This window comes from Marivita sp., from assembly GCF_020055675.1.
Taxonomy (GTDB): Bacteria; Pseudomonadota; Alphaproteobacteria; order Rhodobacterales; family Rhodobacteraceae; genus Marivita.
The window spans coordinates 1-21,666 of the sequence record NZ_JAIPUS010000002.1; the positions used below are offsets into that span (position 1 = coordinate 1).

Annotated in this window: 19 protein-coding genes, 1 other RNA gene and 1 pseudogene; 10 read left to right on the top strand and 11 right to left on the bottom strand. The window is 64.3% G+C overall.

Features of this window, described 5'->3' with window-relative positions:
* The 7 genes and pseudogenes from LCF59_RS01845 to LCF59_RS01875 all read right to left on the bottom strand — a co-directional run.
* Positions 1-350: pseudogene (locus LCF59_RS01845) on the bottom strand (cell division protein FtsZ); the annotation flags it as partial.
* Between the two features lie 368 nt (positions 351-718).
* On the bottom strand, positions 719-2,053 hold the full coding sequence (ftsA, locus tag LCF59_RS01850) for a cell division protein FtsA (protein ID WP_292285028.1): 1,335 nt from the start codon (positions 2,051-2,053) through the stop codon (positions 719-721).
* Positions 2,050-2,925 (bottom strand): cell division protein FtsQ/DivIB, encoded by an 876-nt coding sequence (locus LCF59_RS01855; protein ID WP_292285030.1) that lies wholly within the window; start codon positions 2,923-2,925, stop codon positions 2,050-2,052. The genes ftsA and LCF59_RS01855 overlap by 4 nt, the downstream gene beginning before the upstream one ends.
* A complete protein-coding gene (locus LCF59_RS01860) occupies positions 2,913-3,833 on the bottom strand; it encodes a D-alanine--D-alanine ligase (RefSeq protein WP_292285031.1) in 921 nt (306 codons plus the stop codon). The genes LCF59_RS01855 and LCF59_RS01860 overlap by 13 nt, the downstream gene beginning before the upstream one ends.
* A gap of 113 nt (positions 3,834-3,946) precedes the next feature.
* A complete protein-coding gene (murB, locus tag LCF59_RS01865; RefSeq protein WP_292285033.1) occupies positions 3,947-4,882 on the bottom strand; it encodes a UDP-N-acetylmuramate dehydrogenase in 936 nt (311 codons plus the stop codon).
* Positions 4,883-4,921: 39 nt separating this feature from the next.
* Positions 4,922-5,182 (bottom strand): DUF2484 family protein, encoded by a 261-nt coding sequence (locus LCF59_RS01870; protein WP_367273333.1) that lies wholly within the window; start codon positions 5,180-5,182, stop codon positions 4,922-4,924.
* On the bottom strand, positions 5,179-5,427 hold the full coding sequence (locus LCF59_RS01875; protein WP_292285035.1) for a DUF2484 family protein: 249 nt from the start codon (positions 5,425-5,427) through the stop codon (positions 5,179-5,181). Before LCF59_RS01875 ends, LCF59_RS01870 begins: the two co-directional genes overlap by 4 nt.
* Before the next feature lie 259 nt (positions 5,428-5,686).
* Here LCF59_RS01875 and LCF59_RS01880 point away from each other — a divergent pair, with 259 nt between their 5' ends.
* From LCF59_RS01880 to rpmG, 4 genes are all read left to right on the top strand, one after another.
* Positions 5,687-6,832 (top strand): cobalamin-independent methionine synthase II family protein, encoded by a 1,146-nt coding sequence (locus tag LCF59_RS01880; protein WP_292285037.1) that lies wholly within the window; start codon positions 5,687-5,689, stop codon positions 6,830-6,832.
* On the top strand, positions 6,825-7,535 hold the full coding sequence (locus LCF59_RS01885) for an alpha/beta hydrolase (RefSeq protein ID WP_292285039.1): 711 nt from the start codon (positions 6,825-6,827) through the stop codon (positions 7,533-7,535). The genes LCF59_RS01880 and LCF59_RS01885 overlap by 8 nt, the downstream gene beginning before the upstream one ends.
* 178 nt (positions 7,536-7,713) lie before the next feature.
* Positions 7,714-8,092: RNase P RNA component class A (rnpB, locus tag LCF59_RS01890), an RNA gene on the top strand.
* A 122-nt stretch (positions 8,093-8,214) separates the two neighbouring features.
* Positions 8,215-8,382, top strand: a complete 168-nt coding sequence (rpmG, locus tag LCF59_RS01895; RefSeq protein WP_028958297.1) for a 50S ribosomal protein L33 — start codon at positions 8,215-8,217, stop codon at positions 8,380-8,382.
* A 149-nt stretch (positions 8,383-8,531) separates the two neighbouring features.
* Here rpmG and guaD read toward each other — a convergent pair whose 3' ends face one another.
* Positions 8,532-9,836: a guanine deaminase gene (gene guaD / locus LCF59_RS01900; RefSeq protein ID WP_292285041.1), complete on the bottom strand. Its 1,305-nt coding sequence runs from the start codon at positions 9,834-9,836 to the stop codon at positions 8,532-8,534.
* Positions 9,837-9,973: 137 nt separating this feature from the next.
* Between guaD and mgtE the strand changes: the two genes are divergently transcribed.
* The 3 genes from mgtE (at position 9,974) to gdhA (ending at position 14,712) form a co-directional block, all read left to right on the top strand.
* Positions 9,974-11,368: a magnesium transporter gene (mgtE, locus tag LCF59_RS01905; protein WP_292285043.1), complete on the top strand. Its 1,395-nt coding sequence runs from the start codon at positions 9,974-9,976 to the stop codon at positions 11,366-11,368.
* Positions 11,369-11,556: 188 nt separating this feature from the next.
* Positions 11,557-13,209 (top strand): thiamine pyrophosphate-dependent enzyme, encoded by a 1,653-nt coding sequence (locus LCF59_RS01910; protein WP_292285045.1) that lies wholly within the window; start codon positions 11,557-11,559, stop codon positions 13,207-13,209.
* Positions 13,210-13,365: 156 nt separating this feature from the next.
* Positions 13,366-14,712: an NADP-specific glutamate dehydrogenase gene (gene gdhA, locus LCF59_RS01915; protein WP_292285047.1), complete on the top strand. Its 1,347-nt coding sequence runs from the start codon at positions 13,366-13,368 to the stop codon at positions 14,710-14,712.
* Between the two features lie 6 nt (positions 14,713-14,718).
* Here the strand turns inward: gdhA and LCF59_RS01920 are convergent, their stop codons facing one another.
* The 3 genes from LCF59_RS01920 to LCF59_RS01930 form a co-directional block, all read right to left on the bottom strand.
* Positions 14,719-15,576: a formate/nitrite transporter family protein gene (locus tag LCF59_RS01920; protein WP_292285049.1), complete on the bottom strand. Its 858-nt coding sequence runs from the start codon at positions 15,574-15,576 to the stop codon at positions 14,719-14,721.
* A gap of 236 nt (positions 15,577-15,812) precedes the next feature.
* The gene (locus LCF59_RS01925) at positions 15,813-17,378 is read right to left on the bottom strand and encodes a cation:proton antiporter family protein (RefSeq protein WP_292285051.1); all 1,566 of its coding nucleotides are present in this window, start codon (positions 17,376-17,378) and stop codon (positions 15,813-15,815) included.
* Positions 17,379-17,820: 442 nt separating this feature from the next.
* The gene (locus tag LCF59_RS01930; RefSeq protein WP_292285053.1) at positions 17,821-18,072 is read right to left on the bottom strand and encodes a zf-TFIIB domain-containing protein; all 252 of its coding nucleotides are present in this window, start codon (positions 18,070-18,072) and stop codon (positions 17,821-17,823) included.
* A 107-nt stretch (positions 18,073-18,179) separates the two neighbouring features.
* Here LCF59_RS01930 and LCF59_RS01935 point away from each other — a divergent pair, with 107 nt between their 5' ends.
* The 3 genes from LCF59_RS01935 to hrpB are packed head-to-tail and all read left to right on the top strand — an operon-like array spanning position 18,180 to position 21,629.
* Positions 18,180-18,644: an excinuclease ABC subunit B gene (locus tag LCF59_RS01935; RefSeq protein WP_292285055.1), complete on the top strand. Its 465-nt coding sequence runs from the start codon at positions 18,180-18,182 to the stop codon at positions 18,642-18,644.
* A gap of 38 nt (positions 18,645-18,682) precedes the next feature.
* Entirely contained in the window at positions 18,683-19,138 is a 456-nt protein-coding gene (locus LCF59_RS01940) for an excinuclease ABC subunit B (protein WP_292285057.1), read from the top strand.
* Positions 19,139-19,178: 40 nt separating this feature from the next.
* Positions 19,179-21,629, top strand: a complete 2,451-nt coding sequence (hrpB, locus tag LCF59_RS01945; RefSeq protein WP_292285059.1) for an ATP-dependent helicase HrpB — start codon at positions 19,179-19,181, stop codon at positions 21,627-21,629.
* Positions 21,630-21,666 lie beyond the last annotated feature (37 nt).

Consider the following 21,666-nt stretch of genomic DNA (forward strand, 5'->3'; position numbering starts at 1 on the left):
GCGGCCCCGGTCCCGGTCCCGCCGCCCATACCCGCAGTGATGAAGCACATATGCGCGCCGGCCAGGTGATCGACGATCTGTTCGATGCTCTCTTCGGCAGCGGCCGCGCCGACGGTCGCCCGCGCACCGGCCCCCAGCCCCTCGGTCACCTTGACCCCAAGCTGAACACGGCTTGTGGACCGGCTTTGCTGCAAGGCCTGCGCATCGGTATTGGCAACCACGAAATCGACACCCTCAAGGGCCTTGTCGATCATGTTGTTCACCGCGTTGCCGCCTGCGCCACCAACACCGAACACGGTGATGCGAGGTTTCAATTCTTCCTGTCCGGGCACCGAAAGGTTCAAAGTCATGTGTCTGTCCGCCTGCTACTTTCGCTCCATTCAGAGCATTTTTTCTGCACCTATTCTGCTCATCAATATCGTCCAAGCACGCGAAGGTCACGCAAAAAACACGAATTAGGCCCCAAATATGGCCCAAATCGCATAATTCATCGCGGAATTTCGCCGATATGTCGATATATAGCGGACAAAGCCCTCATACCTACAAGCATAGAGGAATCACGCCCGTGAAAACGGGATGTCGAAAATATCCGTGGTCGTGACCTGCTCGGGTCTGCCTTTTGTTTATCCTACTCTACCACGTTCCCGCATTTCTTTCCAGCGTCACCTGCCCTGCGACACCCGAACCCCGCCGGGTTTTACTGCCCGGACGGCCGCGCCTACCAATTGTCCCGGAACCATTTGACCGCCCGCTTGAGCGACCGCGCCGGGTAGCGGTCCACCGGGATTTCAAAATCCCACCATTCATCCTGCGGATGCGCCGCGAAAAGGCACAGGCCAACGGCGCTGGCAAAGCCGGGCCCCGTCGCGGCCTGCGGCAGCCCATGCACCCGCATCGGGCGGCCCAGTCGGACCTGCTGGCCCAGGATTTTCGTTGCCAACCCATCCATGCCGGGGATCTGGCTTGCGCCGCCTGTCAGAACGATCTGCTGGCTTGGCAAATGCTCGAACCCGGCTGCATCGAGATGTGCGCGCACCTCTTCGAGGATTTCCTCGACACGGGGACGCATGATCCCGATCAGTTCCGCCCGGCTCACCGACCGGCGATCATGGTGCCAGTCGCCGGTATCACCGCCGATCTCGATCATGTCGCGGTCGTCCATACCCGTGGCAACGACGCCGCCGTGGAACGTCTTGATCCGTTCGGCCACCGCCATCGGCACCTGCAACCCCATTGAAATGTCACTGGTCACATGGTCACCGCCCATGCGCACGGCATCGGCATAGATCATGTGCTTTTTCATGAAGATCGAAAGGCCGGTGGCCCCGCCGCCCATGTCGATACAGGCCGCGCCCAGCTCCTGTTCGTCCTCGACCAGCGCCGAAACACCGGACACATAGGCCGAACTCGCGATACCGGCCAATTCGAGGTCGCAGCGCTTCATGCAATGGGCGAGGTTCTGGATCGCCATCGCATCGACCGTCAGCATGTGCATGTCGGCGGCCAGTTCCTGACCGATCTGCCCACGCGGGTCGATCAGGCCGCTGCGATGGTCCAGCGCGAAATTCACCGGCTGGGCGTGCAGCACCTCGCGGCCATGGCCGAAATCCGGCACGTCGCACGCCGACAGCACGCGCGCCACGTCCTGTTCGTCAACCGTGGTCCCCGCCACCTCGACCTTGCCGGCCAGACCGTAACTGCGCGGGTCTGCCCCGCCAAAGCAGGCGATCACGTGATCCACCCGAAGCTGCGCCATTTTCTGCGCCGCCTGCACCGCCGTGCGAATGGCACGCTCGGTTTCGCCCATCGACTCGATCTCGCCGAACCGCACGCCGCGCGACCGCGTCGTGGCCGCCCCGATCACCCGAAAGCCGGACTGCCCGGCCAGTGACCCAATACTGTCGCTCTCAAGCCCCCGGTCGGTTCCGTCGAACCGCAGCACGAGACAGGCGATCTTGGAACTGCCAATGTCGAGAATGGCAATCACCCCGCGCTGCATTGCCGCGCGCCGCATGTTGCGCATTGCACGCTGAGACTCGTAAAGCTCGATCATTCCACTGGTTCCCCTGCCTCGATCGCCTGGATACGCACCAATTCGCGCATCGCCCCATCTGTCATTCTTATTGTCGGTCTGCGCGGCAGCCGGAAATCGACAGCCACGATATCGCGGGCCAGAACGTCGACCGCCTGGTCCATCGCGATGACCCGCTCCAACGCCTGTATCGCGCCGGTCTCGGGCAGCATGATCCGCTGGTCGCGGTCCAGAACCACATCCCAGCGCCGCTCGCCCATGCGCACCAGCCCACGCATCCGCGCGGACAGTGGCTCGGCCGCCGCCACAAGCTCAAGCGCTTCGGACACCCTGTCACGGGCGCTTTCTCCGACGATCAGCGGCAGTTCGGGCCAGTCGGACCGCGCGAAGGCAGGGCCGACCACAACGCCCTCCTCGTCCAGAAGCCGCAGCCCCCGGTCATTGCGCCACAACACGACCGGGATACGTTCGACCACGTCAACCTGAAGCACATTGCCCTGCCGCACAAAGAGCCGCGCCGATTTCACCGGGTCCAGGGACACGACCGTCTCGCGCATCTGCTCGAGATCAAGATCAAAGGAACTGACCGGAAACTCGAGCGGAAGCATCTGCCGTATGCCGTCGGCCACGAGATCGCTCGCCCCATCTACCGCCATCATGTTGACCATGAATTCCGGACGGCTTTCGATCTGCGCCCGCAGATCGGCATATGTATCAAAGATTTTCTGCCGGTTTTCGTCGATCGACAGCCACCATGTCGCAAGGCTGACCGTCAACACGAACGGCAGACCAAAGCGCAGCAACACCCGGAAAACCGGCGTCAGCATCAGCCGCTCCATCCGGTATTTCAGCCGCGATGGCGCCGGATCGGGACGCATGTTCACCTGTGACATGACGCGTCCTCCACCATCCATCGGCACAGCGCACCAAAGCCCATGCCGGTATGGGACGCCTGTTCCGGTGTCAGCGAGGTCGGCGTCATCCCCGGCTGGGTGTTGGTCTCCAACAGGATCAACCCGTCCTGTCCCCGGCTCTCGTCCCAGCGGAAATCCGTCCGGCTCACGCCGCGGCAGCCAAGCGCCTGATGCGCCCGGATCGCGTAGTCCAGACATCTCGCCGTGATCTCCTCGGGCACCTCTGCCGGCAGGACGTGGCGCGACCCGCCGGGCTTGTATTTCGCGTCGTAATCGTACCAGCCGTCGGTCAGGATATCCGTCACGCAAAGCGGCCGATCGCCCACAACGGTCGTGGTCAGCTCGCGTCCCGGCGCAAACGCCTCGACCATCACGGTTTCGGGCATTTCGTCCGACAGCTTTGGCGGTCCGTTCGCGGCATCATGCACAAGGTAGACGCCCACCGACGACCCCTCGTTATGCGGCTTCACGACGTAGGGCGGCGCAACGACATGCCGGCGGCACACCTCGCCCCGTGGCGCCAACACGCTGTCGACCACCGGCAAGCCATGGCGGCGATACACGTCCTTCGTGCGCTCCTTGTCCATTGCAAGGGCAGAGGCAAGCACTCCCGAGTGGGTGTAAGGCAGGCCCAGCCACTCCAGCAGGCCCTGGACACAGCCGTCTTCGCCCCAGCGGCCATGCAAGGCGTTGAAACACACGTCAGGGGATAGATCGATCAGCACGGATGCAAGATCACGGGCCGCATCGATCTCGTGAACCTCAAATCCCTCGTCCCGCAAAGCGGCCGCGCATTCGCGCCCCGATGACAGCGACACCTCGCGCTCGGACGAAGGGCCACCCATCAATACTGCCACTTTCGGGTTTGCCCTGCTCGACATACCCAAAACCGCCTCAAATCATGGGGATGTCACCCCATTTCTGCCGAATGACGGGATCGCGTCCCGTTCTTTTTTCTGTTGTGCAACCTGCCCGGCGCACTGCCATCACCTGCGCGGGTTTAGCCCGCGTCAGACCGCACCGGATCCCCGATACGCTTGATTTCCCACTGTAACTCTATTCCAGAGTGTTGGAAAACCCTTTTTCGCACCTCTTCGCCCAATCCTTCGAGGTCCGCAGCCGTCGCATCGCCCGTATTGACAAGGAAATTGGGATGTTTCGGAGACATCTGCGCCCCGCCGTGCGTGGCCCCGCGCAGCCCCGCGTCGGCGATGACCTTCCACGCCTTGAGGTCATGCACATCATCCGCCGCCCCGGTCGATGAAAACCCCGCCGGGTTGCGAAACGTGCTGCCCGCCGTGCGATCCTTGGTCGGCTGCGTCGCATCGCGCTTGGCCAGCTGCTCTTCCATCTTCGCATGAAGCGCCGCCGGGTCCCCCGCCCCGGCCGCGAACACGGCCTCCACGATCACCCACCCCGCGGGCAAGTCGCTCGACCGGTAGGTCAGGGCCAGATCGGCCGACGGCACCGTCACCAGATCGCCGTCCCGCGTGACCACCCGCACCTCGACAAGGTGATCGGCGACATAGCTGCCATAGCAGCCCGCGTTCATCCGGACCGCGCCGCCGACAGCACCCGGAATGGTCCGCAGGAAGGTCAGGTCCAGCCCCGCATCGGCCGCGCGCCGCGCCACATGCCCATCCAGCGCTGCCGCCCCGGCCGTTACGCGCCCGCCCTTTGCCTCGATGGTGTTGAACCCGCGCCCAAGCCGGATCACCACTGCGCGCAAGCCGCCATCGCGCACGATCAGGTTCGACCCGACCCCCATGGGGAAGACCGGCACATCGCCGGGCAGGTGGCGCAGGAATGTTTGCAGATCGGCCAGGTCGGCCGGCTGGAACACCCAGTCCGCAGGCCCGCCCACGCGCAGCCATGTCATATCGCTCAGGGGTTTGTCGGGCGTCAACCGCCCGCGCACATCAGGAAGCCGCGTCATGCTGTGCCTTTTGCAACGCCGATGCCAAGGCGTAAAGGCTCAATCGGCGCGCCGCGTCACCAACCGCAGGATCCAGGCAACCGAATATTTCAACGGCCAGCGAAACACGCTCATGGCCGCCACGGTAAACAAGAGCCCCCAGAACAGCCCATCGGCCATGTAAACCCAGACCAGGATGGGAGCGCCCGCCGTCATCAGGATGTAGGCCCGCCGCCAATGATTGTCGTTCGACGGGATCGCGGCAAGAATGGCGGCAAGGATGATCCAGCAACACGCAGCACTCAGGGAATAACTCATCATCCGGGGGACTCCACGTTTTGGCCGGTCAGCCGCTTCCAGACATACCGCAGCGGGTTGCGATACATCGACCCGAAGGCCAGCAGCCCTCCGAGTGCTGCCCAAGGACCGACCGCATCCGCGATCTGCCAGATCAACACGGGCGCCGTCAGCAGGAGCGCAACCCCGGGCACATATTGCCGCCGCATCGGCAGGAACGCCACAAGCGCCGAGGCAAAGACCCAGGCAAGGCAAAGCCAGACAAGCATACTGCGATCATGTCCCATTTTCTTGTTCGGTGGTTGCCGGTACACCAGAGGATCACGGCGAAAGATGGCCGAGCATTGGACAAACTTGGGGAAAATTCAGGCAAACCGGCACGTACCGGCATAAAGCCCCGTTCCCGACGGCGGTCTGCCGAGGCTGACGAACGGCGGCGCCGCGCCCGCGCCATGCGAACCCTCTTTCAACCGGCTGCGGTTTTGTTAGTGTCGCAGCAACGCCGCGCAGAACGGGACCCTTGGTCACATGACACACATCAGGACCACGCATGTCGGATCGCTCCCGCGCACGCAAGAGGTGGTGGATTTCATTTTCGCCCGCGAGACGGGCACAGTCCATGAAGCAAAGGCCTTCGACGCCGCGATGACCGAAGCCGTCTGTGAAACCGTGCGCCGACAGGTCGCGGCCGGGATCGACGTTGTCAGTGACGGAGAAACCTCCAAGATCAGCTACGCCACCTATGTCAAGGACCGCTACGAGGGCTTCGACGGCGACAGCCCGCGCAACGCGCCGGCGGATCTCAAGCTCTACCCCTCCTTCCTGGAGCGGCTCAGGGATGATGCCGGGTCGCCAAAATACGCGCGCCCGATGTGCATCGGCGAGGTCAAATCCAGGGGCCAGGGCGAGCTGGAAACCGACATCGGCAATCTCAAGACCGCGATGGCCGGGCATGACGCAACCCAAGGCTTCATGAATGCCGCCTCTCCAGGCGTCATCTCTCTGTTCTTGCAAAACGATTTCTATCCCAGCCGCGACGCTTACCTGGCCGCACTCGCCGACGCGATGAAGGACGAATACCGCACCATCGTGGACAGCGGGCTGATGCTGCAACTCGATTGTCCCGATCTGGCCCTATCCAAGCACATGCTGTTCAACGACCTGACCGATGCCGAATTCGTCAGGATCGCCGAGGCCAATGTCGAAGCGATGAACCACGCGCTGGACGGGATCGACCCGGCCCGCGTGCGGGTGCATATCTGCTGGGGCAATTACGAAGGCCCCCATGTGTGCGACATCGACATGGACACGGTGTTTCCGACCCTGATGAAGGTGCGGGCGGGACAGGTGCTGTTCGAGACCTCGAACCCCCGCCACGCGCATGAGTGGACCGTGTTCCGCGACCGCAAATCCGAGATCCCAGACGACATGGTGCTGGTGCCCGGCGTGGTCGATACGACAACCAATTTCGTCGAGCACCCCGAAGTGGTGGCGCAGCGGATCGACCGCTTTGCCGGGATCGTCGGGGCGGACCGGGTAATCGCAGGCAGCGATTGCGGTTTTGGCACGTTTGCCGGTTTCGGGACGGTCGATCCCGAGATCGCCTATGCCAAGCTGGGCGCGCTTGCGGACGGGGCCAAGCTGGCGTCGGGACGCGTACAAAGCCATGAATGAACCGGTTGTCTTTCTTCCCGGAATGATGTGCGACGCGCGGCTCTTCGAGCCGCAGTTGCGCGCCTTGTCTGCCACCCACCCGGTCATGGTTGCGCCAATAACCCACGGTCAACGGATCGAGGAAATCGCGTCGAACCTGTTGACCGCGCTGCCGCAAAAATTCGCGCTGGCCGGGCTGAGCATGGGCGGTGTCGTGGCCATGGAAGTGTTGCGCCGCGCACCGGACCGGGTGACGCGGATCGCGTTGATGGACACCAATTGCCTTGCTGAAACGCCGCCTGTTGCAGCCGATCGCGAGCCGCAGATCATCAAGGTCAAGGCCGGCAAGCTGACCGACGTGATGCGGGATGCGTTGAAGCCCATCTACCTTGCCCCCGGCCCGCGGCGCCCGGCGGTGCTGCAAACGATGATGGACATGGCCCAAACGCTGGGACCGGAGGTGTTCATCACCCAATCCCGCGCCCTGCAACGCCGCCGCGACCAGCAATCCACGCTGCGCAAGATCCGCCAGCCCGCGCTGGTGCTTTGCGGTGCGCATGACGCGCTCTGCCCGGTCAAGCGGCACAGTTTCATGGCGGAATTGATCCCGCATGCCCGGCTGGTCGTGCTGGATGACGCCGGCCACCTGCCGACGCTGGAAACCCCGGACGAGACGAACGATGCGCTGTGGGAGTGGCTGCACCAGCCCTATGTGCTGCGCTAGGAATGCTGGGCCAGGGGCACGCCGCGTCGACGCAGCGGGAATGGTCCGTCGACGGACCATCTTGAGGGCTCTGCCCTCAAACTCCCGGGATATTTGCGAACCAGAGAAGACAGGGGAGCGCAGGGCTCGAAACAGGGCGATTGACCGCGGGGGCGTCTTCACCTACGCCACGGGTCGCGTGGAGGGCTGGATGGCTGCCCCTCGAAAGAGGGGAGGAAAGTCCGGACTCCCTGAAGCAACGGTGCCGGGTAACGCCCGGGCAGGGCAACCTGACGGAAAGCGCCACAGAGAACAGACCACCCCGATTTCGGTCGGGGCAAGGGTGAAACGGTGGGGTAAGAGCCCACCGGGGGGCTGGCAACAGTCCCCGCATGGCAAGCCCCACCGGGAGCAATGCCGAATAGGGGGATCGCGCCGCGCGCCGGCAGGGTCGCTTCAGCCCAGATCCCCGGGTTGGCAGCACGAGGCCGGTGGCAACATCGGTCCCAGAGGAATGGTCATCCAACCTCGGGGCAACCCGAGGGGGACAGAATCCGGCTTACAGGCCCTCCGCGCGTTTTTATGAGCTTTCCGGGCAAAGAACCCCGCGTGACGGGTTGACTCACCCGCGCGCACGGGTAGAAGGCGACGTTCAAGAGAATATTCACGGGCAGTCCTTGCCCGATGCAGGAGACGACCCATGGCGAAGCCGACCACAATCAAAATCCGCCTGAACTCGTCTGCGGGAACGGGTCATTTCTACGTGACCAAGAAAAACGCGCGGACGATGACGGAAAAGATGTCTGTGCGCAAGTACGACCCCGTCGCGCGCAAGCACGTCGAGTACAAGGAAGGCAAGATCAAGTAAGCCTTCCGTTCACACGGACAGTGAAGAAAAGCCGCGCCGGGGCACTCTGGACGCGGCTTTTTTCGTGGGTCAAACCGTGGAACAACATGACTGACGGCCTGGATGACGTCGCAAGATGCCCGTGCTCGGCACCGGCTTGTTGCCGATCATCAGTCGGGGCTTGGCACGCCGCGTCGTTCCCCCATCACCCAGACACCGGACACAGCGCGGTCGTCGCCCATCATGATCGTCGGGAACACCGCTTCCCAGATATCCGCCGCGCGGGTGCTGCGTTGAGCGATGGCGGGCGTTGAGCCAAGATCGAGCGTGATGAAATCCGCCTCGGTTCCCGGGGCCAGCGTGCCCACCCGGTCTGCGATGCGCAGCGCCCGCGCCGAGCCTTCGGTGGCCAGCCACAGCAGTGCCGACGGGTGCAGCGCCGTGCCGCGCAGTTGCGCCACCTCGTAGGCCGCCGCCATCGTGCGCAGCATCGAGAAAGACGACCCGCCGCCGGTATCGGTGGCCAGCCCGACGCGCTGGCCCTCGGCCACCAGCCCCGCCATGTCAAAGAGGCCCGATCCGATGAAGGTGTTCGAGGTCGGGCAATGCACCAGTGCCGCGCCGACCTCGCGCAGGCGGTCGCGTTCGCGCGGCTCAAGGTGGATGGCATGGCCGTAAAGGCCGTTTGCACCCAGCAGACCGTGCGCCTCATAGGTATCCAGATAATCGCGCGCCCGCGGGTAAAGCCCGCGCACCCAGGCGATTTCGTCGGTCTGTTCGCTCAGATGGGTTTGCATCAGGCAGTCCGGATGTTCGGCCCAGACGGCGCCCAGCGCCGACAATTGATCCGGCGTCGAGGTCGGCGAAAAGCGCGGCGTGATGACATAGGACGCCCTGCCCTGCCCCTGCCAGCGCGCCAGCAGCGCCTTGCTGTCGTCATAGGCCGATTGCGCGCTGTCGCGCAGCCCGTCGGGCGCGTTGCGGTCCATGCAGGTCTTGCCGCCCAGAACACGCATCCCGCGCGCTTGCGCCGCCGTGAAATAGGCATCGACGCTTTGCGGATGGATGGTGCAATAGCTGCACATGGTCGTGGTGCCGTGCGCCAGCGCCAGGTCCAGATACCGCTCCGCGATCTTGGCCGCGTAGCCCGCATCGCCGAACCGCATCTCTTCGGGGAACGTATAGGTGTTGAGCCAGTCGATCAGCCGCTTGCCCCAGCTCGCGATCATGCCGGTCTGGGGGTAGTGGACATGCGCGTCGACGAATCCCGGCAGGATCAGGGCCTCCGCATGATCCTCGACATGGGCGGCGGGATGCGCACGGCGCATATCATCTGCAGACCCGCGTTCCAGGACATGCCCCTCCTTCACCGCAATTGCGCCTCTGGGGTCGAATTGCGCAGCAGCAGGCCCGTCGATCTGCGGGTTGCCGGTGAACCAGAGGGTCTGGCCCAGATGAAGCGTGATGTCTGACATGTCTGGCCTGTGTGTTTATCGGGCGCACCAGCCTAGCCTGTCCGGGCCACCGGGTAAATTGCACAGGTGACCTGTTGTATCCGGCGGGGAATCCGTAAATGAAGCTCTGAGACGCCTATGATGGGGGCAAGGGCACGATGACCAGAGATCAATCCTCGGACGCACCCGAAATCTCCGAAGAGGACGATGGCTTCAGCCTTGGTCGGAGTGCCGTCGGGCAGATTCTCCATGCCGTTGAAAGGGAGGACCGCGACCAGCTTGTCGAGCTGATGGAGCCTCTGCACCCGGCAGACATCGCCGACCTGCTGGAACAGGTCGATTCCTTCGAACGGGTACGTCTGATCCGGCTCTATGACCGCGAATTCGATGGCGACATCCTGTCGGAGCTGGACGAGTCCATTCGTGAAGAGGTGATCAGCATCCTGTCGCCGCAGGTTCTGGCCGACGCGGTGCGCGGCCTGGAAAGCGACGATGTTGTCGATCTTCTCGAGGACCTCGAAGAAGACCAGCATGGTGCGATCCTTGATGCGCTTGAAGACAGCGACCGGGTCGCGGTGCAGCAATCGCTGACATACCCGGAGTACTCTGCCGGACGCCTGATGCAGCGCGAGGTCGTGATGGCGCCGGAACATTGGAGCGTCGGTGACGCGATTGATTTCATTCGTGCCTCGGAAGACCTGCCTGACCAGTTCTACCACATCATTCTCGTCGATCCGCGGCTTCACCCGATTGGCAACATTACGCTTGGCAAATTGATGGGGTCGCGCCGCGAGGTGTTGCTGAGATCGCTCGTGGAAGAGACCTTCCACGTCTTTCCCGTGTCACAATACGAAGGGGACGTGGCCTACGCGTTCAACCAGTATCACCTGATTTCCGCCCCCGTGGTCGACGAGAACGAGCGTCTTGTCGGGGTCATCACCATCGATGACGCGATGGCGGTGCTGGACGAGGAAAACGAGGAAGACATCCTGCGCCTTGCCGGTGTGGACAGCGAAAGCTCGGTCGCGGACCGGGTGCGCGAAACCACCAAGCGGCGCTTTCCGTGGCTGTTCGTCAACCTTGTGACGGCCATCCTTGCCAGCCTTGTCATTTCCCAGTTCGAAGAGGCGATCGCGACCATCGTGGCGCTGGCCGTGCTGATGCCCATCGTGGCGTCGATGGGCGGCAATGCGGGCACCCAATCGCTGACCGTGGCGGTGCGGGCGCTGGCCACCAAGGATTTGACCGGCTCGAACGTCTGGCGGGTGATCCGGCGCGAGGTGCTGGTCGGGCTGATCAACGGCGTTGCCTTTGCCGTGATCATGGGCGCGGTCGGCTACGTCTGGTTCGGGTCCTTGGCGCTGGGGGGCGTGATCGCGGCCGCGATGGTGATCAACCTCGTGGTGGCGGGGCTTGCCGGTACCGGTATCCCGATCGCGCTGGAAAAGCTGGGGATAGACCCGGCGCTGGCCTCGGGGGCGTTCGTGACCACCGTCACGGATGTGGTCGGGTTTTTCGCCTTTCTCGGGCTGGCCGTGCTGGTGCTGTTGTGAGGCCCGAGGCGCGCAAGGCCGAAGCACGCAAGTCGGCAAGCGCATGCGACCAATCCGAAATGCAGCCGGCCCAATCCGAAACAGTCATGACATATCCTCCCATTCCTTGAGAAGGATGAACCATGGATCTTCCGCAAGTGCAACTGTAGTACTAGGCTCAGGACCCATCAATCGAAAGCCGCATCACCATGACCCATCCGCAAAACACGCTCCGCGCCGCTGACCACCTCGTTGATTTGCTGGTCGCCCAGGGCATCACCACCGCCTTCGGCGTTCCGGGCGAAAGCTACCTTCCCGTTCTGGATGCCTTCTATGGACGCGAAGACGCGATCCGCTTTGTCACCTGCCGGCAAGAGGGCGGCGCCGCGATGGCCGCTGACGCCTATGGCAAGCTCACCGGCCGGCCCGGCATCTGCTTTGCAACGCGCGGCCCCGGCGCCACCAATGCCAGCGCGGGGGTGCATGTCGCGCACCAGGATTCCACCCCGATGATCCTGTTCCTTGGACAGGTCGCCCGGGGCATGACCGACCGCGAGGCGTTCCAGGAGATCGACTACCGCCGCATGTTCGGCCAGATCGCCAAATGGGTGGCCCAGATCGATGACGCCTCCCGGCTTCAGGAATATGTCAACCGCGCGGTCCGCACGGCGCTGTCGGGCCGTCCTGGCCCTGTCGTGCTCGCCCTGCCAGAGGATATGCTCTACGACATGCTCCCGTCCCCGGCCGCACCGGCACGCGCGGAAACGCCGCGCTTCGCGGCGTCTGCCGGCGCAATGGACGCGCTGCAAAAGCGGATTGCCGACGCCAAAACCCCGCTCGTCCTGGCCGGTGGCGGCGCGTGGACCGACGCGGGCATCACGGCCCTGCAACGATTTGCCGAAACCCAGGCGCTGCCGGTGGCTGTCTCGCTGCGCTGTCAAAGCCTGATCGACAACCGCCACCCGAACTATATCGGACACTACGGTGTCGGAACGCCGCCCTACCTGAAACGGATCATGGCCGACACCGATCTGCTCATCGCCATCGGCCCGAGGCTGGGCGAGATGACCACGAACGGCTATTCGCTTCTGTCGTCGCCTGTCACCGAACAAAAGCTTGCCCATGTCTTCCCGCAACCCGAGGAAATCGGCCGCGTCTACCAGCCCGATATCGCGCTGGTCGCCGACACCGAAAGCTTCTGCACTGCGGCGGCGACCTGGGACCCTGTCTCGCCGGGGGCCTTCTCGAACCGCACAAAGCAACTCCGCGAAGACTACGAAGCGTTCAGCAGCCCCGCTTCGGTCCCGGACGACCCCCTCGCCCGGCATTTCGCACATCTGGCCGAGGTGCTCCCGGACGATGCGATTGTGACGAATGGCGCGGGCAACTACGCTGGCTGGCTGCACCGCTTCTACCGATACCGCGCGCCGGGATCGCAGCTTGCGCCAACATCCGGCTCAATGGGCTACGGCTTGCCCGCCGCCATCGCCGCCGCGATCTGCGAACCAGACCGCGAGGTCTATGCCATCGCCGGGGACGGGTGTTTCCTGATGACCTGCCAGGAACTCGCCACGGCGGTACATCATGACCTGACCCTGACCGTGATCATCATCGACAACGCCCGCTATGGCACGATCCGCGCGCACCAGGAACGCGAATACCCCGCGCGGGTCTCCGGCACCGGCCTGACCAATCCGGATTTCTGCGCGTTTGCACGCTCTTTCGGCGCACAGGCCGAAAAAGCCCCGGACTACGACAGCTTCGTGGCCGCAGTGGCAGCGGCGCGAACGCGCGGCGGCGTCAACCTGATCGAAGTTCCGGCAGATCCGGGCTTTCTGTCTCCCGGCACGCGATTGGACTGAAACCGCGCGGACCCGCCCGCGGCTGTATATCCGGGCCACGGTGCGATGACACCCAGCCGCCGGTGGTGATCCCGGTCGACGATTGCGAAAACGGGGATGTGACGGAACATCCGGGCCGGTCGCTGGTTGGCACTGGTCACGACCGAAAGAGGCAGGATGACCCAGCAAAAGATTGACCCGAATACCTTCATGTCCCAACTCAAGGAACGCACCCCGGGCGAAGACGCGTTCCACCAGGCGGTGAGCGAGGTCATCCCTGACCTTGTCCCGGTGGTCAACGACACGCCGGAATTCCGGGACGCGGCAATCCTAGAGCGCCTCGTGGAGCCGGATCGCACGATCACCTTTCGTGTCGAATGGCGCGATGATCACAACGTGCCTCATGTCAATCGCGGCCACCGGGTGCAGTTTAACGCCGCCATCGGACCCTACAAGGGCGGCCTGCGCTTCGAACCCTCCGTGAACACCTCGATCCTGAAATTCCTGGGCTTCGAACAGACATTCAAGAATGCCCTCACCGGCCTGCCGATGGGCGGCGGAAAAGGCGGCGCGGATTTCGATCCGACGGGCCGATCCGAAGCCGAGATCATGCGCTTCTGCCAGTCCTTCATGGTCGAACTGCACCGCCATATCGGTCCCGACGTCGACATTCCCGCCGGCGACATCAATGTGGGCCCGCAAGAGATCGGCTGGATGTTCGGCGCATACCGCCGTATCACCAACCAGTTCGAAGGCGTGCTCACCGGCAAGGGCCTGTCGTTCGGCGGCAGCCAATTGCGGACCGAGGCCACGGGTTACGGCGTTGTCCAATTCCTCTGCCACATGCTCGCCGAACAGGGCGACCGGATCGATGGCAAGACCATCGCGATCTCCGGCGCCGGCAACGTCGCCACCTTCGCCGCCGAATTGGCGATCGAGACCGGCGGGACCGTCGTGACGCTGTCCGACAGCAAGGGGGTCATCCACGACAAAGCCGGACTGACACAGGACAAGATCGACTGGGTCCGCGATCGCAAGTCCAGGGCCGGCGCCAGTCTCGAAGCCTATGCAGAGACATTCGACGCCACATGGCACGAGGGCAAAGCCCCCTGGGACATCCCCTGCGACGTCGCCCTGCCCTGCGCAACCCAGAACGAGCTGGGCAGGGCCGGCGCAAAGAGCCTGATCGACAATGGCTGCAAGGCGATTGTCGAAGGCGCGAACATGCCCACCACCGCCGACGCGAAACAGGCAATCCACGAGGCCGGTATCCTTTACGCCCCCGGCAAGGCCGCCAATGCGGGTGGCGTCGCGGTCTCGGGTCTCGAAATCAACCAGAACCGCCAGCGCCGCCACCAGTCACGTGCCGAACTTGCCGAAGCGCTCAAGGCGATCATGCAGGACATCCATGACACCTGCGCCGAAGCGGGACAGGGCAAAGCGGGCATCGACTATGCCAGGGGCGCACATATCGCCGGGTTCAGGAAGGTGGCGCAGGCCATGTATGCCGCAGGCGTGGGGTGAGGCCCGTCACCTGTCATCGTCGCCCACGCCGTCTTGTACCTCTTTGCGCACCTGGCCCCAGGCCAGGAGCGCGAAAATCGCCGTCCCGCCCACGATGTTGCCCGCAAGGACCGGCAGAAAGAACTCCTGCATGGCAGGTCCAAAGCCCAGATCCCCCCGCAGCATGAGGAACGCCATTTCGACCGTGCCTGCCACGATATGTGTGAAATCCCCGGCCGCGATGAGCCATGTGAACGTGAAAATGATGAAGAAGGCGTTGCCTTCCGCCGAGGGCATCATCCACACGATCGCAGCCACCAGCACGCCAGCCGGGATCGCCCTCAGGAACGCCTCGAATGCGCCGAACCCTGTCGCATGGCGCGAAAGATCGGTGATCGTCGCCACCATGTCGGGGCTCAAAACGCGCGTCAGCCCCATGAACCCGGCGGCGATGAAGGCCCCCACCGCATTCGCGGCCAGCACCAGCACCCACAGGCGCAGCATCGCATGAAAGGACTGCCGATCAGAATGCGCAATCACCGGCAACACCGTGGTGATCGTGTTCTCGGTAAAAAGCTGCAACCGGCCAAAGATCACCGCGATGAAGCCCAGCGAATAGCCGGCGTTCTCTATCAGGTACGAACTCGGGGCCTCCGGGTCCAGGTTCAGGCGAAAGATCGCCTCGCCCAATACCGAAAGGCTGATCAATATGCCCGCCGCGATACCGGACCACAAAAGCGACAGCATGGGGCGCCGCAGCTCTTCCTCGCCATCCCGGCGCACCACCTCGTAGATCAGACGCGCCGACAGGCGTGTGGCCTCGGTCACAGAGGCCTCCTCCTTGTGATGCCGCACCGCCTTGTCAGCCTGGTTCGTCTGTCCCATGCACTCTCTGTCCTGACCGGGAAAGTCTTGCTCTGCCACGAAACGGTCTCATGCCCCGTTCGGTTCCAACCGCACCGTGGCGCGGTTCCGCCTGCGGCCTGGGATCGCGCTGAAAACCCTGCCCTGACCTGTGCACAAAAGCGCCATGGCGCGCAGCCGCACCGTCAGGACCAACCAACCGGCCACCGTCCGGGATGCTCCGGATCGATCCATCCGCGACCCGACCCGCCAGGGGACTAGGACGCGGTCTCCGCGCGCGATGCTTCAATGGCGTGGCTGGCAAGGCTCCGCCCCGCTTCGCGCATGGTCAGGTAGGTGCGGCTGGCACCGGCCTCGTTGATCATGTCGACATGCTCTTCGTGCAGCGCATGGGTGACGATCGGCCCGGTGAACCCCTTGGCCCGCAAGGTGCGCGTGGCAATGAGCTTGGCTTCAAGATCGTCCATCGCCAGCACTGCGGCCTTGATCCGGTCAAGCGTGACACCGTTCCAGAAGTTGCTGTCTTCGGCATCGGCAAACACGACATTGCGGCCTGCCTCGGCATGGGCGTTGGCTTTGTAGGTGTCGGCATCGAGGCCGACAGGCCGAAAGCCGCTGTCTGACAGCGCCTGATAGGCGGCCGATCCGGTGCGCCCCATCCCGAAGATCATGACATCGGCGTCGTTCAAAACAGTCGGCGGGTCGTCGGGGTGCGCGGTATCGCGCTCGTAGCGCAGAAGCTGCCGCTCGAATTTCTCGAACAGCGGATGCGCAAGCCGGTTGAGCGGTGCGCCGATCAGGAACGACACCGACACGGCGATGGCCAGTGGCACGAGGAACGGCTCGGCTGCGGGAATGCCCGCCGCGACGATCAGGCCGAATTCGCTGTAAACCCCCAGCGCCAGGGACGACAGGAACGCCGTGCGCGCCCGAAGGCGGAACGCCACGAGCAGGAAGAAGAACAAGAGCGTTTTCAACGGCAACAGCGCGCCCATGACCACGGCAAAGAGCATCGCGTTCCAATCCGGCAGACCCGACATGCCGATCGACAGGAAAAAGCCGACCAGGAAGAGTTCCTTCAACGACCACAATGAATTCGAAAGCTCGCTGGCACGCGGGTGGTTGGAGAGCACAAGCCCCATCACAAGCGCACCGATTTCGCCCTTGAGACCGATAAGCTCGAACCCGTAACCGCCGATCACGAGGCTCAGCGCCATGCCGCACAGGATCAGCACCTCGTCGTGGCCGGCCAAATCCAGCAGCTTATAGAGCAGCGGGCGCAGCAGCGGCACCGCGAAGATCAGCAGCGCCCAGGGACCCGGCATCTTGCCCGAGAAGATGGCAAGAACCACCAGCGCGATGATATCCTGCACGATCAGGATGCCGATGGCGGCGCGGCCGTGGAAATTCCCCATCTCTCGCTTGGTCTCGAGCATCTTGGCGGCCAGGACCGTGGACGAAAACGCCAACCCGATCCCGACAAGCAGCGCAACCGTCCAGTCCGGCGTGAACAAAAGCCGCGCGATCGGTGTAAAGAGCGCCACCGAAAGCGCGAAATGCAACAGCGACACGCCAATCACATGCGGCGCGCCGATCTGCCGTAGCTTGAGCTTCAGCCCCACGGTGAAAAGCAGGATCAGAACGCCCAGGTTGGCGATGTAATCAAGGATCGGCCCGGTCTGGTCCGGCATGCCGAAACGGGGGCCAACAGCGTTGATGAAAAACCCGGCGGCCAGAAACCCGACCAGCGGCGGAAGGCCGAATGGCCGAACGGCCAGTCCGAAGACAAAAGCCGCACCGATGGCAAAAACCTCGAACACCATGTCCTCAATCCCGTCGCTTTTTTCCCACGTGGCGCCCGGTCAACCGCAAGCGCAGACGTGAGTGTGCAATTGAAGGCCCTGACGGACAAGGCAAACATGACGGGTGCAGGCAAGCAGGGCGGCACAATTCACCCCGGACGCAGCCCCGGCACAACAATGCAGCGGAGCGTGCAGGTTCCAGGCCGCTCTGTCACGGCCTTGGTCTGAAATCCTTTGATGTCTCGGCCGTCGCGCGCGCCCTTGACGCGCGGGGCATTGGCCCCGGCACCCGCGCCGGGGCGTGCATGACACGCTGTGCAAACGGCCTGTGCAGACAGCCTCAAATAATCGGGATGAACGGCACGCCGCAGGCACTCAACACCATCAAACTCGCAACTGCGATCCATACGCGCATGCCGGCCTCCTTGGTCGAACAACCTTGCCCGACCTACCGGGCCACCAATCAGAAGTCGAACAATTCTTCAAGGAACCCGCCGCGTTTTTTCTTGCGGCGATAGCCGTCATCGCGACGCGGTTCGTCGGGCATCGCGTGTTGCGGCGGGGCGGGTGCAGGGGTGAAATCGGCGCTTCGATCAATGATCTTGTCCAGTTCGCCCCGGTCGAGCCAAACGCCACGGCATTTCGGACAATAATCGATCTCGACGCCGGAGCGTTCGGCAATCACAAGCTCGGTCTGGTCGATCGGACATTTCATGGGTGTCACCTCCTGATGTGTCCTGACGATCTAGGTATTCCGAGCGCTGTTTCCTACCCGATGGCCCGGTTTTGTCTGGAATGCTGGCCCGGAGCGCCGGACATGCTATGTTTCCCGACATGCGTATGATGGCCCTTGCCTTTGCCTGCCTTGCCTCTCCCGTGGCCGCGTGGGATTTCACCCCGGTTCCGATCTGCACCCTGTTCCATCAGGGCGCGGAGATGGCCGTGATGGTAACCCATGACCCGGCCATCGGCGAATACACGATCCAGTTGTCACGCGACGCCGGCTGGCCCGAGGGCGATGTTTTCTCGATGCGCTTCGAAGGCCCGCGCGGGTTGATCATTTCGACCGACCGGCACCGGATCGAGGCCGGGGATCCGCGCACGCTCACGGTGCGGGACCGGGGCTTCGGCAACGTGTTGAACGGCCTGCATTTCAACACGCGCGCCGTCGCCGTTCTGGGTGATCTGGAAGTGCCCGTATCGCTGTACGGCGCGGCCGCCGCGGTTGAGGCCTTCCGCGCCTGCCCAGGCGATCAACTGGCGTTTGCAGCGGATATCCAAAGTTAATATTTCGTGAATCCATCACTGTAAGCCATTGATTTTCCGTGCTCTGCGATCCGTCCCATGGATGGGACACCGCATTTGCGTTGCCCGGTCGCCCTGATCTGGCTACCCTCCACGCCATGCGCCAGCTTGTCCCGATCCTGCTCCTCCTCGCCGCCTGCGCCACCCCGCAGGAGCGCTGCATCAACGATGCCGCGGCACCCTACCGGGCGGCCCTCAAGGAACGTGCCGAGATCGCCAAATCCCTGGCCCGTGGCGTCGATATCGTCACCGAATACGAGACCCGCCGCGTCTTCACCCGCTGCGAGACCAAGGAGGGCGGATGGGTCCCCTGCTGGGATCGCGAAACCTATCCCGTGACCCGCCGCATCCCCGTCGACCCCGCCGCGCTCAAGGCACGCGATGCCCAGTTGGCCCGCGACCTGCCGCGGCTGGAGCGGGCAGCAGAGCGGGGCGCCGCGGCGTGCCTGCAAGCCTTCCCCGAAGCCGACAGCTGATCCCCTTGCCGCGCGCGGCCAGCCCGGCATAGAAGGCGACATGACCCGGCTTCCCATCGACCACGTCCTGCCCGACCTGATCGCGCATCTGCGCGCGACCGGCCGCGCGGTCCTGCAGGCGCCGCCGGGCGCCGGCAAGACCACCCGCGTGCCCCTTGCCATGCTGGAGGCGGGTCTGACGTCGGGCCGGATCATCATGCTCGAACCGCGCCGCCTCGCCGCCCGCGCCGCCGCCGAGCGGATGGCCCAGACGCTGGGCGAACCCGCCGGAGGAACCATCGGCTACAGGGTTCGCGGCGCGGCAAAGGTGAGCAAGGCCACACGGGTCGAGGTCGTCACCGAGGGGATCCTCACCAGGATGCTTCAATCCGACCCCGAACTCACCGGCATCGGCGCGGTGATCTTCGACGAATTCCATGAACGCTCCCTGAACGCCGACCTGGGGCTGGCCCTTTGCATCGAAATCGCCGGCGCGCTGCGCGAAGACCTGATCCTGCTGACCATGTCCGCAACCTTGGATGCCGCGCCGGTCGCCGGGCTGATGGACGCGCCCGTCGTCACCTCAGAGGGGCGCAGTTTCCCGGTGACGCCACGCTGGCTGGACAGGCCGCTGCCCGGCAAGACCCGGTTCGAACCGGCCATGGCCGACCTGATCGCGCGGGCGGCCGCCGAAACCGAAGGCGGCATTCTCGCCTTCCTGCCCGGCGAGGGAGAAATCCGCCGCGTTCAGGCGGCGCTTGATGGGCGACTGCCCAAGGGGTGCCACATCTGCCCGCTGTTCGGCGCCATGCCTTTCAAGGCGCAGCAGGCAGCGATCAGACCGACACCCGACCGGCGCAAGATCGTGCTCGCCACCGCGATCGCCGAAACCTCTCTCACGATCGAGGACATTCGGGTGGTCGTTGATGGTGGCCGCGCACGGCGGGCGCGCTTCGATCCTGGGGCCGGCATGTCCCGCTTGGTGACGGAGAAGGTCACCAAGGCCGAAGCCACCCAACGGGCCGGGCGCGCCGGGCGCGTGGCCGAAGGCACGGCCTACAAGCTCTGGAGCAAAGGCGAAGACGGCGCGCTTGCCGCCTTTCCCCCGGCCGAGATCGAGGCGGCGGACCTTGCCGGGCTGGCACTGGAACTGGCGCTCTGGGGGGCGCAGCCGCAGGACCTGCCGTTCCTCACGCAACCGCCGGACGGGGCCTACACCGAGGCCCAGACGCTTTTGCGAATGTTGACCGCATTGGATCGGCAGAACCGGATCACCGAACACGGGCGCATCCTGTCCGCTTTGCCCTTGCACCCCCGGCTGGGCCATATGCTGAGCATGACCGGTCCGGCCGCCGCACCGCTGGCGGCCCTCATGGCAGAGCCCGACCCCTTGCGGGGCGCCGGCGTTGATCTGACCCTCAGGCTGGAGGCATTGTCTGCGCCCGGGCGCTGTGCCGAGACGCGCCGCGCCACGATCAATCACGGGACACTGGACCGGATCAAGATCGAGGCCAAGCGCCTGCATCGCGCCGCGCCCGAACCGCAGCTTCCCGGACTGGGACCGCCCGAAATGGCCGCCCTCGCCTATCCCGACCGCATTGGCCTGCGCCGCAAGGGGGACGCACCGCGTTACCAGCTTTCGGGCGGCAAGGGCGCCGTTCTGGACGACGCTGATGCGCTTGCCGGCGCGCGGCTGATCGTCGCCACCGACCTTGACGGCAACCCCCGCGAGGCGCGTATCCGGCAAGCGATCCAGATCACCGAAAGTGCACTGCGCGCATTGTTCCCGGTGCGGATCGCATGGGTCGATCTGTGCGAATGGTCCAGAAGAGAGCGGCGCGTCGTTGCGCGGCAGCAGGAACGATTAGGGGCCATCGCGCTGGACGACCGGATCTGGAAGGACGCCCCGCCCGAGGCCATCGCCAAGACCATGCTCGACGGGGTGCGAGATCTTGGGCTGGCCCCGGCGATGACCGATGCCGCGCGACGGTTCATTGCCCGCGTGGCGATCGCCCGCGACGCCGGGCAAGACCTGCCCGACATGTCGGAGGCGGCGCTGATGGAAACTTTGGACGACTGGCTTCTGCCGCATCTGAGCGGTGTGCGATCCGCCGAAGATTGGAAACGCTTCGACCTGATCACCCCGTTGCGGTGCATGCTGGACTGGCCACTCATGCAGGCACTGGACCGCGCCGTTCCGGGGAAATTCACCACGCCGCTGGGGCGGGAGATCCCGATCGACTACACTGGTGAGCATCCAGAGATATCGCTGCGCCTGCAAGAGATGTTCGGCCAGAAGACACATCCGCTGGTGGGCAATACACCGCTGTGCGTCACGCTGCTGTCTCCGGCGCGGCGGCCGGTGCAGACGACGATGGACCTGCCGGGCTTCTGGTCAGGATCCTACGCGGATGTGCGCAAGGACATGCGCGCCGCGTATCCCAAGCATCCCTGGCCGGACGATCCCACCATAGCCGATCCGACCCTGCGCGCCAAACCGCGCGGCCGCTGACGCCTCTTGCCGCCGCAGCTGTTCCGCCGTAAACCGG

Bases quoted from the DNA above. Each gene is read 5' to 3' on its own strand.
- ftsA (WP_292285028.1), bottom strand. From the start codon at position 2,053: ATGATCGAGCTTTACGAGTCTCAGCGTGCAATGCGCAACATGCGGCGC.
- LCF59_RS01855 (WP_292285030.1), bottom strand. From the start codon at position 2,925: ATGTCACAGGTGAACATGCGTCCCGATCCGGCGCCATCGCGGCTGAAA.
- murB (WP_292285033.1), bottom strand. From the start codon at position 4,882: ATGACGCGGCTTCCTGATGTGCGCGGGCGGTTGACGCCCGACAAACCC.
- LCF59_RS01870 (WP_367273333.1), bottom strand. From the start codon at position 5,182: ATGATGAGTTATTCCCTGAGTGCTGCGTGTTGCTGGATCATCCTTGCC.
- LCF59_RS01875 (WP_292285035.1), bottom strand. From the start codon at position 5,427: ATGCTTGTCTGGCTTTGCCTTGCCTGGGTCTTTGCCTCGGCGCTTGTG.
- LCF59_RS01880 (WP_292285037.1), top strand. From the start codon at position 5,687: ATGACACACATCAGGACCACGCATGTCGGATCGCTCCCGCGCACGCAA.
- LCF59_RS01885 (WP_292285039.1), top strand. From the start codon at position 6,825: ATGAATGAACCGGTTGTCTTTCTTCCCGGAATGATGTGCGACGCGCGG.
- rpmG (WP_028958297.1), top strand. From the start codon at position 8,215: ATGGCGAAGCCGACCACAATCAAAATCCGCCTGAACTCGTCTGCGGGA.
- guaD (WP_292285041.1), bottom strand. From the start codon at position 9,836: ATGTCAGACATCACGCTTCATCTGGGCCAGACCCTCTGGTTCACCGGC.
- mgtE (WP_292285043.1), top strand. From the start codon at position 9,974: ATGACCAGAGATCAATCCTCGGACGCACCCGAAATCTCCGAAGAGGAC.
- LCF59_RS01910 (WP_292285045.1), top strand. From the start codon at position 11,557: ATGACCCATCCGCAAAACACGCTCCGCGCCGCTGACCACCTCGTTGAT.
- gdhA (WP_292285047.1), top strand. From the start codon at position 13,366: ATGACCCAGCAAAAGATTGACCCGAATACCTTCATGTCCCAACTCAAG.
- LCF59_RS01920 (WP_292285049.1), bottom strand. From the start codon at position 15,576: ATGGGACAGACGAACCAGGCTGACAAGGCGGTGCGGCATCACAAGGAG.
- LCF59_RS01925 (WP_292285051.1), bottom strand. From the start codon at position 17,378: ATGGTGTTCGAGGTTTTTGCCATCGGTGCGGCTTTTGTCTTCGGACTG.
- LCF59_RS01930 (WP_292285053.1), bottom strand. From the start codon at position 18,072: ATGAAATGTCCGATCGACCAGACCGAGCTTGTGATTGCCGAACGCTCC.
- LCF59_RS01935 (WP_292285055.1), top strand. From the start codon at position 18,180: ATGTTTCCCGACATGCGTATGATGGCCCTTGCCTTTGCCTGCCTTGCC.
- hrpB (WP_292285059.1), top strand. From the start codon at position 19,179: ATGACCCGGCTTCCCATCGACCACGTCCTGCCCGACCTGATCGCGCAT.